General features: G+C 37.2%; 15 protein-coding genes, 1 tRNA gene and 1 pseudogene. 6 read left to right on the plus strand and 11 right to left on the minus strand.

All coding sequences use genetic code 11. The features are described 5' to 3' along the window. Positions 1 to 1119 (plus strand): hypothetical protein, encoded by a 1119-nt coding sequence (locus H6G25_RS03140; RefSeq protein WP_190391217.1) that lies wholly within the window; start codon positions 1 to 3, stop codon positions 1117 to 1119. Positions 1120 to 1248: 129 nt separating this feature from the next. On the opposite strand, the gene H6G25_RS03145 is transcribed toward H6G25_RS03140, so the two are convergent. Next, entirely contained in the window at positions 1249 to 1962 is a 714-nt protein-coding gene (locus H6G25_RS03145) for a hypothetical protein (RefSeq protein WP_190391218.1), read from the minus strand. 207 nt (positions 1963 to 2169) lie between these two features. Here H6G25_RS03145 and crtD point away from each other — a divergent pair, with 207 nt between their 5' ends. After that, positions 2170 to 3684 (plus strand): C-3',4' desaturase CrtD, encoded by a 1515-nt coding sequence (gene crtD / locus H6G25_RS03150; protein ID WP_190391219.1) that lies wholly within the window; start codon positions 2170 to 2172, stop codon positions 3682 to 3684. Between the two features lie 87 nt (positions 3685 to 3771). On the opposite strand, the gene H6G25_RS03155 is transcribed toward crtD, so the two are convergent. Beyond that, on the minus strand, positions 3772 to 5844 hold the full coding sequence (locus H6G25_RS03155) for a chromosome segregation ATPase (RefSeq protein WP_190391220.1): 2073 nt from the start codon (positions 5842 to 5844) through the stop codon (positions 3772 to 3774). Between the two features lie 136 nt (positions 5845 to 5980). Further along, positions 5981 to 6886, minus strand: coding sequence for an Hsp33 family molecular chaperone HslO (gene hslO / locus H6G25_RS03160; protein ID WP_190391221.1), 906 nt, complete (start codon positions 6884 to 6886; stop codon positions 5981 to 5983). 85 nt (positions 6887 to 6971) lie between these two features. Between hslO and H6G25_RS03165 the strand changes: the two genes are divergently transcribed. Then, positions 6972 to 7358: a hypothetical protein gene (locus H6G25_RS03165; protein WP_190391222.1), complete on the plus strand. Its 387-nt coding sequence runs from the start codon at positions 6972 to 6974 to the stop codon at positions 7356 to 7358. Positions 7359 to 7534: 176 nt separating this feature from the next. Here H6G25_RS03165 and H6G25_RS03170 read toward each other — a convergent pair whose 3' ends face one another. Beyond that, complete coding sequence (locus H6G25_RS03170; RefSeq protein ID WP_190391223.1) at positions 7535 to 8254, minus strand: response regulator; 720 nt, start codon at positions 8252 to 8254, stop codon at positions 7535 to 7537. 371 nt (positions 8255 to 8625) lie between these two features. Between H6G25_RS03170 and H6G25_RS03175 the strand changes: the two genes are divergently transcribed. Both H6G25_RS03175 and H6G25_RS03180 read left to right on the plus strand, forming a co-directional pair. Further along, a complete protein-coding gene (locus H6G25_RS03175; RefSeq protein WP_190391224.1) occupies positions 8626 to 11442 on the plus strand; it encodes a hybrid sensor histidine kinase/response regulator in 2817 nt (938 codons plus the stop codon). A 149-nt stretch (positions 11443 to 11591) separates the two neighbouring features. Next, a complete protein-coding gene (locus H6G25_RS03180; protein ID WP_190391225.1) occupies positions 11592 to 12797 on the plus strand; it encodes a hybrid sensor histidine kinase/response regulator in 1206 nt (401 codons plus the stop codon). 12 nt (positions 12798 to 12809) lie between these two features. Here H6G25_RS03180 and tilS read toward each other — a convergent pair whose 3' ends face one another. The 7 genes from tilS to H6G25_RS03215 all read right to left on the minus strand — a co-directional run bounded on the left by tilS (position 12810) and on the right by H6G25_RS03215 (position 18130). After that, complete coding sequence (tilS, locus tag H6G25_RS03185; RefSeq protein ID WP_190391226.1) at positions 12810 to 13829, minus strand: tRNA lysidine(34) synthetase TilS; 1020 nt, start codon at positions 13827 to 13829, stop codon at positions 12810 to 12812. A gap of 65 nt (positions 13830 to 13894) precedes the next feature. Then, the gene (locus H6G25_RS03190; protein WP_190391227.1) at positions 13895 to 14824 is read right to left on the minus strand and encodes a sugar ABC transporter permease; all 930 of its coding nucleotides are present in this window, start codon (positions 14822 to 14824) and stop codon (positions 13895 to 13897) included. A 203-nt stretch (positions 14825 to 15027) separates the two neighbouring features. Then, a complete protein-coding gene (locus tag H6G25_RS03195; RefSeq protein WP_028090136.1) occupies positions 15028 to 15504 on the minus strand; it encodes a phosphate-starvation-inducible PsiE family protein in 477 nt (158 codons plus the stop codon). A 462-nt stretch (positions 15505 to 15966) separates the two neighbouring features. Beyond that, positions 15967 to 16038: transfer RNA gene (locus H6G25_RS03200), tRNA-Asn, on the minus strand. Between the two features lie 159 nt (positions 16039 to 16197). Next, the gene (locus tag H6G25_RS03205) at positions 16198 to 16746 is read right to left on the minus strand and encodes an NYN domain-containing protein (protein ID WP_190391228.1); all 549 of its coding nucleotides are present in this window, start codon (positions 16744 to 16746) and stop codon (positions 16198 to 16200) included. Positions 16747 to 17162: 416 nt separating this feature from the next. Then, a complete protein-coding gene (locus H6G25_RS03210) occupies positions 17163 to 17840 on the minus strand; it encodes an ABC transporter ATP-binding protein (protein ID WP_190391229.1) in 678 nt (225 codons plus the stop codon). Positions 17841 to 17842: 2 nt separating this feature from the next. Continuing rightward, complete coding sequence (locus tag H6G25_RS03215; RefSeq protein ID WP_028090139.1) at positions 17843 to 18130, minus strand: hypothetical protein; 288 nt, start codon at positions 18128 to 18130, stop codon at positions 17843 to 17845. A 266-nt stretch (positions 18131 to 18396) separates the two neighbouring features. Between H6G25_RS03215 and H6G25_RS03220 the strand changes: the two are divergent. Then, positions 18397 to 18617: pseudogene (locus tag H6G25_RS03220) on the plus strand (photosystem II D2 protein (photosystem q(a) protein)); the annotation flags it as partial.

Consider the following 18617-nt stretch of genomic DNA (forward strand, 5'->3'; position numbering starts at 1 on the left):
ATGCAGAATTTACATAAACTACTCAATACAGAAAACTCAGAATTAGCCAAAATATTGCGGTTTAATTTATATGGATTAGTTGCAATTTTAACCCAAGCAAATCAAGAATATCCCATTGATCCAGGAATAGGAATAAGTGAAGAACTTCTACAAGAACTTGATGAATTATTACAACATACCCGACTTATGGAAGAAGTTGAGGATCTAGGGGAATTAAAAGAATCTCCATTAATAAACGACTTAAAATTATTCAAATTAAAAGCAGCTTTTAATAACGATCCTGAATTAAATTTTTATTTAGGTACTTCTCCAATTCAGAGTCAAAATGATGGGGAAATATGGAACGAAATTCAGAGAAAATTGCTACGAGTTCCCGAAGATATAGCAATATCTTGGAGAGAAATTGCCTTGAAAACAGCACAAGAATTAGGTGCAATTGTAGATCATGAAAATCTGGAAGAATTACCATTTGTCCGCGATGAAATTATTTATCCGGGGTTGACTGGTACAGTTAAAGCCAAAGGACTATGTTTATCTCAACAGGCTTTACTAAATTCAGAAATTACCCAAAATCATCTTTCTGAAAACTTATATTCAGTCGCAGGATTTTTACTCTTATATATTAAATTTATAGAAATAGATACAGACTTACATCATGCTTTAAAAAGTATTTTTAGCTTCGATGTAGTTTCTTTAAATTCTAAATTAGAACAACGTCATCAATATATTGACGCTTTAAAAGATCGCTTTTACCGTATCCAAAAATATAGTGAAAATATTGATATAATATTAGAATTATGTGCATGGATTGATATAGATGAAGCCATTAATTCTCTAGTATTTATCCCTCCTGCTGAAAGTTATTCCTGGTGGGGAAAATTACAAAAAGAATCCCGTCGTATCCTGAGAAAAGCCGCTGATAAAGCGATAAAAGCGGGTAATGAAGTGAGAATCAAACAATTATCAGGACTGTATGCTGATGTTTGTGAGTTTTCTAAAGATGACTTACAATTAGATTGTGGTGGTACTCCTGGGGAGGTATTAACTTGTTTGCGAGTTTATGCCAAAATCAATCAACAAGAGTATCCAGGAAGGGTGATATTTCGGACTTTAAGGTAAATTACTTTTTCCTCAATTTCTTCTCTTTGTAAATCATTTCTATTACTTATTCCTTATTAGGTTGGGACAAATACCCAACCTATAAAATAGCAAAATCAGAAATGTAGAAATGTCTCTACACTAATTAACTCAGTTCAAAAATACCGAACCACTAATTGCTTGCACAGGAGAAGATAATGGCAAAAATTTATCCACTAGCAATTCCTGGAAAGTTTTGACATCATTTTGCCAGTTACCAATTACTTGTTGTAAGTCTTGGATTTTTTCGGTGATGGTATTACCTAATAGGGGATAATTTAAGTTACCAGAAAATAAAATTGCTGGTGTTACCTGTTCCCCAAATTGAACATTTACTTGATTAATAGCTAAATTCAAAACTCCCCGCTTTAAGGGGTAACTTAACTCCAAGGAAGCATTGACTTTACTCCCCTCAAATTCTTGCCATGAACCGGAAGATAAAAGCTTACCACATATATATTGATAAGCATCCGTTTCTGATGGAAACCCGACAAATCCTTTGGGGTTAATTCCCACTGCTTGATACTCTATTTGAGATAACTTTTCTATCAATTGACTCGCAACTGCTGCTACTTGAATCTCTAATGGAGTTTTCGGTCCTATCATCTCTAAGACATTTAGTCGGTTCGGTTGAACAATAATTCCCACCCCATTTTTATAAACCAACTGCACTAAATTGTTATTGTACACTGGTTGATTTGCTAATTCCCAATCAGCAGGAATAATTCCCGTATATTTGAGAAAATCTGGGTTTAAAACTGCGGGATTTAGATTTTTAGCGACGATAGAAATCGCTATTTCTGAGATTTGTAAACTATTGCTCATAAACTCCTGGTTATTGCTGAATTTATTAACAGTATAAATACTGTTAAAACTAGTATACGTCAAAATCAAATATTTGTGAGTGCAAACTTTTCCCTTTTGTGATATAAATATATATACGCTTAATTTAATTTGGTTATATTTAAACTATTTTGTTAGCAATAAATAAAATTTTTCATTGTAAACTAATAATTAGTAATATTAAGAATTATGTCAAATTTATCTGATAGAAAAAATCAATCCCGTGTGATTGTCATTGGTGCGGGTATAGGTGGACTTACGGCAGGTGCATTATTATCCAATAAAGGTTATAATGTCCTTGTACTTGACCAAGCAATAGTTCCTGGTGGTTGCGCTTCGACCTTCAAACGTCAAGGATTTACCTTTGATGTTGGTGCGACCCAAGTTGCAGGTTTAGAACCTGGGGGAATTCATCATCGCATTTTCTCGGAATTAAATATAGAATTACCCGAAGCTACACCTTGTGATCCAGCTTGTGCGGTATATCTTCCAGGAGAGTCTACACCCATTAATGTCTGGCGTGATGCAGAAAAATGGCAAGAAGAACGCCAAAAACAGTTTCCGGGAAGTGAATCTTTTTGGCAATTATTAACAACTTTATTTAATGCTAGTTGGGAATTTCAAGGACGTGATCCTGTGTTACCACCGCGTAATTTATGGGATTTAAAACAATTAATTAAAGCAGTGCGTCCGAGTACATTTATAACTGCACCTTTCACCTTTATGACAGTGGGAGATGCTTTACGATTATGTGGTTTAGGAAATGATAAAAGACTGCGGACATTTTTAGATCTACAACTCAAATTATATTCTCAAGTTAGCGCGGAAGAAACTGCCCTACTTTATGCAGCCACAGCTTTGAATGTATCTCAATTACCCCAAGGATTATTTCATCTGCAAGGAAGTATGCAAGTATTGAGCGATCGCTTGGTAGAATCTTTAGAACGGGATGGTGGTAAATTATTAATGAGACATACCGTAGAAAAAATCAAAGTTGAAAATAACCAAGCTAAATCTGTAAGCATTAAAAATCAGAAAACCGGAGAAACTTGGACAGAATCAGCAGATCATATAATTGCTAACGTTACGGTTGAAAACTTAGTTAAATTATTAGGAGAAAATGCGCCTTGGGGATATAAACAAAGAGTAGAAAAACTACCTCCTGCTTCTGGTGCTTTTGTTGTTTATCTAGGTGTAGATAAGAGTGCAATTCCCGCCAATTGTCCACCGCATTTACAATTTTTATATGATATTAATGGACCAATTGGCGAAAATAATTCCCTATTTGTATCTGTAAGTCATGAAGGAGACGGCCGCGCACCATTAGGAAAAGCGACAATTATTGCTTCTTCCTTTGTTGATTTTACTCCCTGGTGGGAAACTGAAAATTACGAAGAGTTAAAACAAAAATTTACTCAAGAAGCAATATCCAAACTTTCCCAATATTTCTATTTAAAACCAGAAACCATCATTTATGTGGAAGCAGCCACACCTCGCACTTTTGCTAATTATACAGGCAGAGAAAAGGGAATTGTAGGCGGTATTGGTCAAAGAATTTCCACCTTTGGACCCTTTGGTTTTGCTAATCGTACTCCTATTAATAATTTGTGGTTAGTTGGTGATTCTACCCACCCTGGAGAAGGAACTGCGGGGGTAAGTTATTCGGCTTTGACGGTAGTTAGACAAATTCAAAATCAAGGGTAAAATTCTTTTTTTCACGCAGAGTCGCCCAGACGCGGAGGAGAGATTGTACAGAAGAATAGTTGGTGATTCAAAATTATACTGTCCAAACTAATTACTAACTCCTGAAGGCTGAGATTCTTCTGCTGGTGTTGCTTCTGGCGTGGATTCCACTGATGGAGTAAGTGGTGATTTGGGAATCAGTAATTGCCGCCAAGTTCTAATTTGTTCACTAGCATCAGTATAAGCACTACTACCGCGAGGAATTAACTTCGCTGTATTAATAGCTTTGGCAACATCATCTTCACTTTGAGAACGTGCTATTTGTAATAATTGTTGACTCCACTGGTCAATGGCGATGTTCACATCTAAACGTAAACTGTTACGATTAGATACCCGATTTGCCAACTCCATGGCCTGAACTAAAGCTTCTGGTGTGCCAATTTCTGCAACTTGCTTGGCTTTTTGCCAACTTTCCTGAGAGCGAATTTGGTCTTGCCAGGTATCTATAGCCGTTTGGGCTTCATCCGACAAAGCGCGTCCTGATGCTGCGATTTTTTGAGCTTCACTAATCGCAGTTTTTAAATCACCATTATCGGCCAACGCCCTAGCCTGATCTAAGTATGGTTGATCTTGAATACGCTCAATTTTTGCATTCCATAAACGCATCTTTTTCCTCGCTTCTGGATATAATGCCCGCCCCGAACGAATTTGACTAACTTCGGCGATCGCTATTTGTAATGAGCTAATATCTTCACTAATTGCTATTTGTTCAGCCCGTTCTAAATATGGTTTATCTTCAATCGTCTCCACCTGGCCACGCCAACGCCCCATTTCCTGACGGGCTTCCTTCCCACGGGGATTACTACTAGGAATTAACTGTACCTCAGAAATAGCCGCTGTTAAATCACTAACCGTACCTTGACTAGCTAAATTCCGAGCTTTTTCTAACCGAGAAACATCTTCAATTTCTAATTGCCAACTAGCAATTAATTGTTGTGCTTCATTATAATTTTCCCTAGAAGCATCTATTTGTTGAGCTTGAGAAATCGCCGTTTCTAACCCAGCCACAGTACCAATAAAGGCGGTTCTTTTCGCCTCACCCAAAAACATAAAATCATCGACTTCCGCCTGTAATTCAGGAATAGAGGGGATTTTTCGAGCAATTTCCAGCGCTGTATCAGCATCTCGCTCTTTCATCTTCCCTTGTGCCAGTTGTAGCATTTTCCGCGCAAATCCAGTGATTAGATCCTGGGCTTTTTGGTATAAATAACTTTCTGGTTTAATCGTTTGAGCTAGTTTAATCGCTTTGAGTAAATTATCTAAACTCCGGTTTTCTGCCAAATTTTCAGCTTTGTAAAGTTTATCCCCATCTTCCCGCGCCGTGACAATAATATTATTTAATTGCTCATACTTAGTATTTGCCCAGTATTTATTATTTACCCGCAGTAATCTAGCACTGAGCATAAAAGCCGATTGCCAATGTCTTTGGCGCAGTTCTTTTTCCGCCTCCTGGTAGATTCCTTCGGCTTTTGACCAAATTGATTGCCATTTTTCAATTTGTTCTTCTACTAATTTACTCGCTTCTAAATCCGCTGGAATTTGACGAGCAGTAGCGATCGCCCCCTGCAAATCCCCCGACTGAAAAGTTTCATCAGCTAGTTGTAAAATATCCCGTGACCATTGTTCTAAAAAACGATTTATTTCCCCCCGTAGAGGGTGATTTTCTGGTAACTGTTTCACCAAAGCGATCGCTTGGAGCAAATCATTAACTGTTTGCTTAGAAGCCGCCAACTGAGCGCAGTGTAACCTAACTGACGCACTGGCTAAAGGCCAGAAAATCTGCGGACAATTGGGGGCAGATGGTAGCTTAAATAACATAGATATCGCCAGAAACCCCACACTTCCAGGAATCAAAGTTAGCGCTACCGCCAAAGGTATCCATCCCTTCATCCAAGGTGGCATTTTCCCCGTCATAACACTGAGATTAAAAGTACCTTTAGAAGCATTATTTATAGATAGGTCTGCGCCATCTTGATTTTTTCCATTCTTCACTGACTTAAAATGAGAACCAACAGCAGTAGTATCAGCCGTTTGATCATTTGGTATATAGTTGGGCTCAAGCCCAATTGGTTCTTCTACTTGGTCCAAAGACCAATTATCTGGAATATCCCGCTCTGTCATTGCTCACACCACACTAATTAATTGAATAGCGATATGAAAGTAGGTAGATCAATAAATATAGATAATATTATGCTTACTATCCTCACTTTCCCATCAATAACATTACTATTATTTGGTTTGAGTATGACTAATTACATTAACCAGAAATTAAAGATTCTTTTTGTAAATCTAGAATTAGCTGGGTTAAATCGTCACTAGTTGCCTGGTAAACATTACCACAAAAGTCACAAATTGCCTCCGCACCATTATCTTTAACAATCATATCCTCAAGTTCAGCCTCTCCCAATATTTTCAGCGCCCCTAGCACCCGCTCAAAAGAGCAACCACAATGAAAGCGTAGCATTTGACTTTCAGGAAATATGTTCAATCCCATATCTCCTAACAAATCATGCAATATCTCCGCCAATGTTTTTCCCGCTTGTAGTAGTGGTGTAAAACCGGATAAAGCGGAAACTCTTGATTCTAAAGTCGCCACCAGTTCTTCATCTTGAGCCGCCTTGGGTAACACTTGTAGTAATATTCCCCCGGCTGCTGTTACCCCCTGTTGTCCCACGAATACACCCAAAACTAACGCCGAAGGAGTTTGTTCCGAATTTAGGAGATAATGGGCTACATCGTCACCTATTTCCCCAGAAACCAGTTCCACTGTACTAGAGTAAGGATAGCCATAACCAATATCTCGGACTACATAAAGATAGCCCCCACCCACAGCAGAACCAACATCCAGTTTACCTTTGTGATTGAGGGGTAATTCTACAGATGGATTACCGACATAACCCCTCACAGTTCCATCTAAACCTGCATCTGCTAATATACCACCTAAAGGACCATCTCCCTTAACGCGAACATTCACCCTAGAGCCTTGTCGTTTCATGCTTGAAGCCATCAACAAACCAGCCGCCATTGTTCTTCCTAGTGCTGCTGTCGCCACATAGGACAGTTTATGGCGAACTCTTGCTTCTTCCGTTAACCGGGTGGTAATCACGCCTACTGCTTTAATCCCACCATTCGCCGCAGTCCCACGAATTAATTGATCTGCCATGAAAAACCTTACAATTCTTTTGGTGACTTTTGTATTTTAGCTCAAACAGTAGAAGCCTCTAACCCATTACCCATTACCCATTACCATGCTAGGTACATTTCAACAAAGCCAAATCCGCATCGAAATTGCAGCATCAGCCGATGCCATTCATGATAGTATTCTTCATCCAGTACAATTGAAAAAATGGCTGTTAGGACAAAATTTCCCCCCGGAAATGCCCACAGAATTGCCACCAGGCTTTGAATTTACTACTTGGACAGGACCTGTATCCATTCATCATCGGGTAGAGGTCGTAAAACCTAATTGTTTGCGCTTACTCCTCAGTGGAGCCATTGACGGCTTTCACGAATGGTACTGGGGTGAAGGTTGGGTACAGTCACGCTTAGAAGGTGTATCTATGTTACCCCTGAATTTAGGTCAAAGTCTCAGTTTATTTAGTTTGCGTCAGTTTCTATCAGGGATAAGAAATTAACCGCAGATAAACGCAGATAAATCTGTGCCTCAGTGGACTAGGAAATACGATCTATGCTATACATGAGACAAGTAAACATAACAAAATATCCCCTATTCCCTACAAGGAAATGGGGATTTTCTGTAAACTTTTTTTACTTTTCAAAGATCCTCTGAACAGCAAATTACCTCTTAATGTTAATTAACCTCGAGTAATTTATAATCTCGAAGCAATTTTGTGTTTTCAGCACTCAATAATTCCCGCAGACTATCAATCTCATTTAATATCTCGATTTCCCGTCTACATTCTTGTTGTAAAATTGACAAGTAGCGATCGCGCTGCTTTTCTGTTTTGGCCTCTTTGAGCATACAAATGGCCATGTTGATATTAGAAACAGGATTGGATAAGTCTATAGAAACTTTTCTTAATAGGCTTTCTCGAACCTGTGCCAGTTCATTGGAGTTTTGCAATTCAATCTGATTGGTTTTGATTTCCTGTTGCAGTTTTGCTGACTTCCGAGCTTCTTTTAGATAGGCTTGACCAGGGATTAAACGTTTTTTCAACCTAGCTTTTACTGCTTGTAATATTTCCAAAGGCTGAAAAGGTTTAGTAATGTAATCATCAGCACCTAGACACATACCTTCACGTAAATCACTCCGGTTGGCTCTAGCAGTGAGAAAAATCAGAGGGATATCAGCACACTTGGGTTCTTGTCGTAGTTTTTGTAAAACCTCATAGCCATTGAGTCCTGGTATCATAATGTCGCAGATTATTAAATCAGGATTTTTATTTTTAGCCAATTGTAGCCCGGTTGTTCCGTCTACAGCAGTAATAACGTTGAAATCTGCCAATTCTAAAATTTCTTGGAGATTTGAGAGAATTTGAGTTTCGTCCTCGATTACTAAAATTAAGCTCATGACTCAAAGTAGACCCCTATGGAATTATCTATGTATATTGCCGACTTTCTTTGATTTGATTCACAAATTAATACTATAAAATCACTATACACCAACTTGTACGCACTCAATAAATAATGGTTAAACAAATTACATATAAGCAAAAATTGTCTTGATTATAAGGCAAAGGGCAAAAGAGTTGGCGAAAATTTACTTTACTTTACATACTTAATTTTTTCGCGCTTCTCCACTTAATCAGTTTTTCTGACTGTAAAAATTATTTTTCTTGTACCAATTGTGTATAATAGACACCTAATAAATGATAAAAAAGAATGTAGAGCCGAGAATCCCTAGTCAAACCAAGTCTCTTATTAAAGATATTTAAACAAATAATGAAAAGCTACAGCACGAATATATTAAAAGAAATACCCCTGAGATTAGTCCTAATTATTCCCTTTGTATTGCAAATTGTCGGGGCTGTGGGGTTAGTTGGTTATCTTTCATACTATACTGGGGAAAAGGTAGTAGAGAATATGGCTAAAGAATTGATCACAGAAATTTCTGACCACATTGATCACAGTCTAGATGATTATTTGGAACACTTAATACAAACTAGCGAAAATAATGTGGCTCTGATCAAATTAGGTATTATGAATTATCAGGATTTAGCCACAGTAAAAAACTATTTTTGGCGGCACTTACAAATAGTTGATCACATAAATGATGTTGCCATTGCTACAGAGAAAAACAGATTTTTGGCAGTAGCTAAACAAAAAGATGGATCTGGGATGATTATTCTCAGAGATCAGTCAACTAATTATAAATGGAATACCTACTTCACTGACAATCTAGGGAATTACGATCAGTCTAAAAATATCATTAATTCTCAAACCGAACCCTCGGAAGATACTCGATCAAGTCATTGGTATCAAGCAGCGAAAAATGCAGCAGGAGAGGGAATTTGGGACTTTATTGTTTCAAGAAATAACCACAATGAACCAACTTTAATTATTGCCTATTTATTAGCATTCTTTGATCAGAATAATACTTTTCAGGGAGTTGTTAGTACCTCTATTCCTCTATCTCAACTAGAGGATTTCCTGCGAAAATTGAAAATAGCTAAGACAGGTCAAGCTTTTATTTTAGAACGGAGCGGGTTATTAGTTGCTAGTTCCACTGGTGAAGATCCTTTTCTTTTAGGTTTATCAACCTCTTTCAATTTTTCTAAACCAGATAATTTGAGTAAATACAGATTAAATACACTGAACAGTCGTAACGATCTAACTCGGGAAACAACTCAAAACCTATTAGCACATTTCCAGGGAATTGAGCGAATAACAACAAAACAAAACCTGATCTTTGTATCCAAAAATGGGCAACGGCATTTTGTCGAAGTTATACCAGCGTCGGTTGATAGAAATTTAGATTGGCTAACAGTTGTTGTGATTCCTGAAACCGATTTTTTTGAAGAAATTAAGAAAAATATTGATTTGACCATTGTATTGTGTGGTCTAACTCTACTGATTAGCACGGGGATGGGTTTTCTCACCACTAGATGTGTAAATAAATCCATTCTACAGTTAAATAAAGCCACCCAAGCTCTAGAACTGGCCAACTGTCAACCATTTTGGAGAGAATCAGATATTGCTTTAATGGAAGTTAAATGTATTAAAGAATTGGTAAATCTGTCCAATTCCTTCAAGAGAATGGCTATTCAATTACAATCATCTCTGATAACTTTGGAAGAGCGAGTTGAAGAAAGAACCGCAGAATTAGTCATTGCTAAAGAAAAAGCCGAAATAGCAAATCAAGCCAAAAGCGAGTTTCTTGCTAACATGAGCCACGAATTGCGTACACCCCTAAATGGCATTTTAGGCTATGCCCAGATTTTGAGCCGGACACAACTTACTCAGGAGCAACAGCGGGGAATTACTGTGATTTATCAATGTGGTAATCATTTACTCACCCTGATTAACGATGTCCTTGATATTGCCAAAATTGAAGCCCGGAAAATGGAACTTGATCCTGTACCTTGTTATTTACCATCTTTATTACAAGGAGTAGCAGAAATTGCCAGAATTAAAGCAGAGGAAAAAAGCCTAGATTTTATTGACGAATTAGCAGAAAATATGCCATCAGGAGTTATTATAGATGAAAAGCGGGTTAGACAAGTTTTGCTAAATCTCTTGAACAATGCCATCAAGTTTACAAATAGAGGACAAGTTATTTTTAGAGTTATTATTAATGATAATGATATAAAAACATTGACATCCTCTTTTGTGAAAATAAAGTTTCAGGTTGAAGATACTGGAATTGGTATGAATTGCGAGGAATTAAAAAGAATTTTTCTACCTTTTGAACAGACGGGAACATCTAAACAAAAAACCGAAGGAACTGGGTTAGGTTTAGCAATTAGCAAAAGTCTTGTAGAAATGATGGGTAGTCACCTGGAAGTTAAAAGTAAATTGGGAATTGGTACTTTATTTGAATTTGAGATCCAGTGTTCTTTAGCTGATAACTGGGCTAAAGCCAATACTCGGACTAATTTAGGCGAAATTGTGGGATATTCTGGCCGGCGTAGACAAATTTTAGTAGTTGATGATCGTTGGGAAAATCGCTCTGTAATCGTTAGTTTACTTGCTCCCTTGGGTTTTGTAGTTATAGAAGCCAAACATGGTGAAGAAGCTTTACAAAAGGCTATAGAAAATCCTCCTGATCTGATAATTTCTGACCTAAAAATGCCGATTATGGACGGGTGGGAAATGCTGACTCAAATACGTGAATTAGCCGATTTGAGAAACACAATCGTGATTATTTCTTCTGCTAGTGTATTTGATACAGACCGTCAAAAAAGCTTGGCTGCTGGTGGACAGGGTTTTCTACCTAAACCAGTAAAAGCAGAAGAACTTTATTGGATATTAGCCCAACAACTTCATTTAAATTGGATTTATGCAGAGACTGTCGTAACCGACACTCAATCATCGGTGAAAATTACCAACACAGAAATGGTTGTGCCACCAGCCTCGGATTTAGCCATATTGCTAGAATATGCTATGCAAGGACAAATTAGGGAACTACAGCAAGAGCTAAACCGCGTGGAGCAAAGCGGTGAAATCTACCGCCCCTTTATAGATAAAATGACTTTGATGCTGCGGGGATATAAAATTGTTAAGATCCGTGAGTTTCTGCAAAATGTCAGTAAACAATAGACCTCTTTTCCTAAATAGTGTACTCTAGAAAGGAGAATGATTAAATTAAAAACATCTCTAGGATAATTTAAGAAAATACATATTAAAACTTAGTGTATCTCTAGTCAACAGAATACCATTCATAATTGATAAATCATAAGGAACAGATTTTGGAAACTTTACCTGGACAGTTCACAATCTTAGTAGTTGATGACAATCCTACCAATTTAGAAATTCTTGATCGTGCTTTGACTCAAGCAGGTTACAAAGTGCGAATCGAAGCAGAGGGGTTAAATGTGATGAAACAAGCCAGTTTGAGTATTCCTGATTTAATCCTATTGGATATTATGTTACCTGATCTGAGCGGATTTGAGGTTTGTCAACAATTGAAAGCCGATCCCTTGACTAAGTCTATACCTGTAATTTTTATGACCGCTCTGGCTGATACTGTTGATAAAATTAAAGGGTTAAATTTAGGTGCTGTGGACTATATAACTAAGCCATTTCAAAAACAGGAATTACTTGCTCGTGTGCGTGGACATTTGCATTTACGACAATTAACTAAAACTTTAGAAATCCAGAATCAACAACTCATAGAAATGAAAAATGAGCTAGAAAATCGCGTTGCTGAACGGACAGCAGAATTAAGTCAGGCTCTAGAAAAAGAAAAGGAAGTAAATCAATTAAAATCCCGGTTCATTACCATGGCCTCCCACGAGTTTCGCACTCCTTTAGCGATTATTTCTTCATCATCGGGTATTTTACAAAATTTTAGCGATCGCCTCAGTGAAAAAAGAAAACAGGAACATCTAGAAACAATCCAAAATACAATCAAGCATATCATTCAAATCCTTGATGATGTCCTGATGATTAACCAAGCTGAAGCTGAAAAAATAGAAGTAAAGCTAGAGCCATTAGATATCATTAAGTTCTGTCGTCATCTGAAGGAGGAAATAGAAGCTAGTTTTACCTCCCATCAAATTGATTTTTATATAGATTTAGGTGATGAAATTTTCAGCAATTATCAGATTGTTCAGGCAGACAAAAAACTTTTGAGGCAAATTATAACCAACCTCCTGACTAATGCTATTAAGTATTCTCCTGATCACGATTTAGTTAACTTTAGTTTGTCTAAGAAAGATGACAAATTGATCTTTAAAATTAGTGATTATGGTATTGGTATTCCTGAAGCAGACCAAGTTCATTTATTTGAGTATTTTCAGCGCGGGTCTAATGTCGGGACACTTCCTGGTACAGGTTTAGGTTTGTCCATAGTCAAAAAATGTGTGGATTTGCACCAAGGAGAAATTAGTTTGTATAGTGAATTAGGAAAGGGAACGGTATTTACAGTAATTATTCCCTTTTTAAAGGGGTGAAAATTTCAGGTCTTAAAAATCAGCATTAAAATCAGCATTTTTCCTGTGATTATAGGAAAAAATGATCCAAATCCAGTTTCCTTGTACTATGGCTGTCACACCACCAGGAAAGGGATCTGTTTGGGAACGATTGGGGGCTGTAATTAAAGCTGTTAGTTTTTCAATGTGTTCAAAGTTGGGAGCGTCAGGTAGTATTTCTTGGAGTACCTGACGCATCACCCGACGTTGCACTGCTAAGGGTACTTTTTGTAAGATTCGCCTATCAATATGTAAATCCTGTTTTTCACCCTTTACCGTGGCTTCCAGCCGCCAATGACGGGCTGTTTGTTCTAAATATTCTACCTCTGCTTGGAATAGTTCTGCTGTTTGAGCTAAATTTGCTTCTACTTGGGGGTGGAAATTTTCTTTTAAGTATGGTATCAATTCTTGACGAATCCGGTTTCGCGCATATTGTAAATTTTGATTAGTGGAATCTTCCCAAATGGGTAAATTAAATTCTTGGCAAAATTGCTCAGTTTGGCTGCGGGTAATTTCTAATAATGGACGGACTAAGATAATGTTATCAGTGAGCGGCCTTTGCCAACTTAAAGCTTGTAAACCATCAGCACCACTACCACGAATCAAGTTATATAAAAGAGTTTCCGCGCGATCGCTGGCGGTATGTCCAGTGATAATATATTTATAATCATGAATTTCGGCGATTTTAGTTAAAGCTTGATATCGCCAGTTTCTGGCTGTAGCTTCACTCTTAACAGGTTCATTAGCCGTTTCTAGATAAAAGGGTATATGCCAATTTTGTGCTAAATTTTCGACATGATGAGCATTAGCCAGTGAATCTTCACGCCAACAATGATCACAATGGGCTATAGCTAAATTCCATCCCCATTTAGGTTGTAGATCTAATACTAACTTAATTAAGCATAAAGAATCTTGTCCACCAGAAACTGCAACTAATAGCCGTTGATTACGCTCCAATAGATGACGGGAGTGGATGGTACGATGTATTTTAGCGTGGAGGGGAGTCCATGTCATGAGAGTTTTCAATAATTTGATCTCAATTTAAACGTAAATACGTAAATAATTTAAGTTCTTAAATATCAGACATTAAAATCATTACCATCTTGCTGATTGACAATCAATCTTAAAACTGATAAAACTAAAATTATTAAAAATAGTACCAAACCGATAGTACAAGCATAACTAATTTCTAAATTACCAAATGCTTGTTCATATAAATAATAAACAATTGTCTTGGAACTGTTGAGAGGTCCACCTTGAGTCATGATATAAACTTCTTCAAAAACTTTTGTAGCAGCAATAGAAGAAATTACAGCTACTAAGGCTAAATAAGGTTTCATTAATGGTAGAGTAATATCCCAATGTTTACGAATACTATCAGAACCATCAATAGCAGCAGCTTCATAAATATCAGCGGGAATAGATTGTAATCCCGCTAAGTAAATTACCATGTAGTAGCCTAAACCTTTCCAAATTGTTACGGCCATGACACTAGCTAAGGAAATGGGAACAATTCCTAATATCTTATCTGGACTTGTTAACCAGGGAATTCCTTCGGGAAAAATCCCTAGAGTTTTGAGAATTTGATTAAGTAGTCCGGTTTCTGCATACAACCATTTCCAAGCTATTCCTGCGACTACCATGGAAATTACAACTGGTGTATAATATGCTGTTCTAAACCAATTCATTCCCCGCAGTTTCTGATTCACCAAAATTGCTAAAACCAGGGGTAAAAATACTAAAATTGGGACAACACCAATTAAATAAAGAAAAGTGTTTTCTAAAGTTTGCCAGAAAACCGTATCTTTCCATAAACGCAGAAAATTTTTCCCACCTACCCACTGGGGTATATCTCCTATATTTTCATAGCTGGTAAAGCTGAGATAAAAGGCTTGAATTGCTGGATAAAAGACCGTAAATGTTAAAATAATTAAAGCGGGTAATAAAAATAAATATGGTGTAGTTTTCTGTTTAATTAAAATCCATTGTTTTGGCGTTAGTTCAGGCATATAATTAGTGGTAGATGTTGAATATTGATTTCTAATCTGCTATATTTGTAACTTATATCAGAGAATAGGAAATTAATTAAATCTAGGACTTATGCAAAATATCTCTGAAATCTTCTTTCCTTCGTGTTCTTTGTTTCTTCGTGGTTCATTCCTAACTCCTGTATAAGTCCTAAAATGATTCTTTTCCCATTCTCCAAATAGAATTATGATTCTGGTTCTAGTTCAATTATTTGATGTTTGCCAATTTTCATCTGTTCTGATAAAGTAGTCATCCAAGGTAAAGCCAGAAAAATTCCTGCTAAAACTAATAGGAATATAGAAAGTCCAAAAAGTTGATTCAGGGGAATTTCTAATACACCACGTAAGATCACTTCTCGCAAAGCGGAAACTATAGTAATTTCTACCGCTGCACCTACGGAAATACTTCGTTCTTGCAGATAATCAACTAACAACCGAAACAGTTCTACTAAGATGAGAATAAACAAAATGTCAGATGTTACCTGTCGTATATCTAAGGGACGTAAAAAAGATAAAAACATATCCCCTAGTCGAATCAGCATGACACAAAATAAACCCACGCACAGAGAAATAACAATAATATCCTGAAAAATCTCTAAATTACGAACAATTCTATCACGTTTAAACCAATTATTGACTTCTATAATTATCCACTTTGGCATGGTATTTCTCAGAAAATATAGATAAATCTATTTTAACGATTAACCATTAAACCAATCTTAATAGATTCTTATTTAATTTGAGAAAACCTTCTCATATTAATTTTCTAATTTGCCATAAACAGGCGCAAAATCATACACCCTCATATTACCACAAAAAGTCAAGATGTCAATACCCTAGTAAAATCGTGGGATTATTGACATTATTCTCAATAATATTGAGAATGAACTCATATTTTTGTCAATAAACATAGAGATTACCTTTTTTTGTAAAAGACTGATTTGAAAAACTTATCATTCTCTTGCACCCAGGGACGCACAATGGTCTGAATCAAGAGTTAACAAAAACGCTTAAACAAGGAAATAAAAAACTATAATTGACCTACTACTTTATCCTTTAGTTAGAAATTAAGAAGTATGTCAATTAAAAATTTTGCAGGAGCAAGGAACTGCCCCTAATTTAAACTCCCCAGGCCGGATTCGAACCAGCGACCAATCGATTAACAGTCGATCGCTCTACCACTGAGCTACTGAGGAAAGCTCTTAACTTTAATCATAATAAACCACAATTCAAATTAATGCAAGAGGTTTTGAAAAAATTTTTGAACTTTTTTTTAGTGGCTGGGAAAATATCCAGATTAAAATACCCCAAACCCTTTCTATTGATGACGTTCAGAGTTTTTTGAATTTTGAAATTTATAATCCCATGCGGAGTTCAGCCAACCGTTCTCTGGCTTTAGCATCAATGGCATTGGCCAGAAATCTACTTTTAGGTTGTTTTTTGGACTGATACCTATGACGCATCCTACATACTGTAGTTTCTACTTCACCACATAGTTGATGCGCTGACAACCATTCCGCACCATAGCCCTGAACCGTTAACTGCTGCGCTCGATCTGATGTAGCGACAATCATGCGAGAAATTAAAGATTGGGCTATTTGGTGACGGAGAGACGCACAGGTTTTTTCTATATAGGTATCTGCGGTCTGGCCAAAATCCGTATAATAGACTGTTAAAAATTCTGTAATGGTTTCTCTGTTGCTAGGGGTGTTTTGATACTGAGCATCAAAGACAACTTGAGTTTCATAGCCTTGGAAGGCACTATAATTAGTCATGGCTGCTACTAACTCTCCCCGTGCGGCTTCCAGCCCAACATGGTCACGGGTTTTTTTCAAGCAAGGCCAAGCGCCTATAATATTGTAGCCGTCTACTAATAGCACGGCTGAGACGATGGAAGAGGGCATGGTTTTTTATCACAATTATCTAGAGTTAACAAAAATCATTCATAAGACTTATAGTAAATGAAGCATTGCTTGTAACTTTATGTTACAAAAAATAAAAAATCCGGCCTTGAGTCAAAATTCAACCTGAAGATAGAAGTCATAATTGGGAAAATGCCTATTAATATCAGGCTTGTTGCCATTCCTGATCCAGAGAAATCAATAATTTTTCCGAGTTTTGAAAAGCTTCTGTTTGACCAGACTAAAAAACCAGATACCTCTACAGCATCCTGTATTGTGGTATCTGGTTATTAAGGGTTTGCTAAAAAGTGTTTTTGTGGGGTCTAGGGGAACGAAGTTAGAGATCAGAAGGGGAATTTAAAAATTTTTTAGCATCCTTCCCAATATTTATCTTGATTCTTGATGAGGATAAAATGAGTCTAGGATGAATAATGATTTTCTTGCATTAATCTCTGTTTGAGACGTTGTCCTTCACCAATATCGACTAAACAACCCTTTTCTAATAAAAAAGCACCATCACAGTAATTTAACTCTTCTAAGCGATGAGTTACCCACAAAGCAGTAATTCCGCGACTTTTGACTAGATTACGCACACTAACCACTAGATCAAGTTGACTCTCTGGATCTAATAAAGCAGTGGGTTCATCTAATAATAACAGATGACAGTGACGAGCGATCGCCCCAGCAATTGCTACTCTTTGTTTTTGTCCACCGGAAAGGGCATAAATAGGCCGTCGCTGTAAAGACAGTAAATTTACTGCATCTAAAGCTTCTTCTACCCTGGATTTTACTACATTAGGTAGTAACTTTTCCGCCACTAGTCCAAAAGCTACATCAGCACCAACCGTAGGCATAACTAGTTGATGATCAGGATTTTGGAACACAAAGCCTACGGGGGGTAAAACCATAACTTGCCCAGATTGAGGTGTTAATAGTCCTACTATTAATCTCAATAGAGTAGATTTACCACTACCGTTTGTTCCCAAAAGCATCCAAAATTCCCCTTTAGGTACTTGCAGAGAGCAAGATCTGATCACCTGCTCTCCATTAGGCCAAAAGAAGTTTAAATTATTAACTTCGATGCCTACTGCTGTCATGTTTATACCTTAGTTTCTTCAGCAGTAGTGAAAGCAGCAAAGCCGGGAGCTTTACCACTAGTGGTAGTTGGACCATCCTTCTGCACAATCTGGACTCCTGAAATTTCACTGGCACGGACAGCAATTTTTTTTTCTGTTTTCCCTTCGCACTTGAGTTCCACAATATCAGGGTTTCCAGAACGCATTGCCGCTAAAATCAGTTGATAGACCGCTTCGGCATCCTCAGTAGACTTACGTTGTACTGATATAGGGAAGGCAGTATTTCTGATGCTTAAGTCGATGGTAAACATTTAGAACTAATCAATTTTCACTGTAGAACCCATTCTAGCGTCAGTTGTTAAGAATTTTCTGGACTACTTTTCTGTATCTCCAATCCCCAGATAAAATTTTTTTTTAGTCCACTAGCAAAATTAGAGATTTTCACCTATTATGATAGAAAGCGTAAAAAATTGTAAACTAGATTAACAATCTGGTTGACTTTATGTAGAGGGCTAATTTTCGCCATTTACATACGCATAATATCCGTACTTATAAAACATTTTGGAGATTTACTCTCATGACCATTGCAGTTGGACGCGCCCCCAGTAGAGGGTGGTTTGACGTATTAGATGACTGGTTAAAGCGCGATCGCTTTGTATTCGTAGGTTGGTCAGGAATATTACTATTCCCCTGCGCCTTCCTCGCTTTAGGCGGTTGGTTAACCGGTACAACCTTCGTTAGTTCCTGGTACACCCATGGACTAGCATCCTCCTACCTAGAAGGAGCTAACTTCCTAAC

The sequence above is a fragment of the Dolichospermum sp. FACHB-1091 genome (assembly GCF_014697585.1).
Lineage (GTDB): Bacteria > Cyanobacteriota > Cyanobacteriia > Cyanobacteriales > Nostocaceae > Dolichospermum.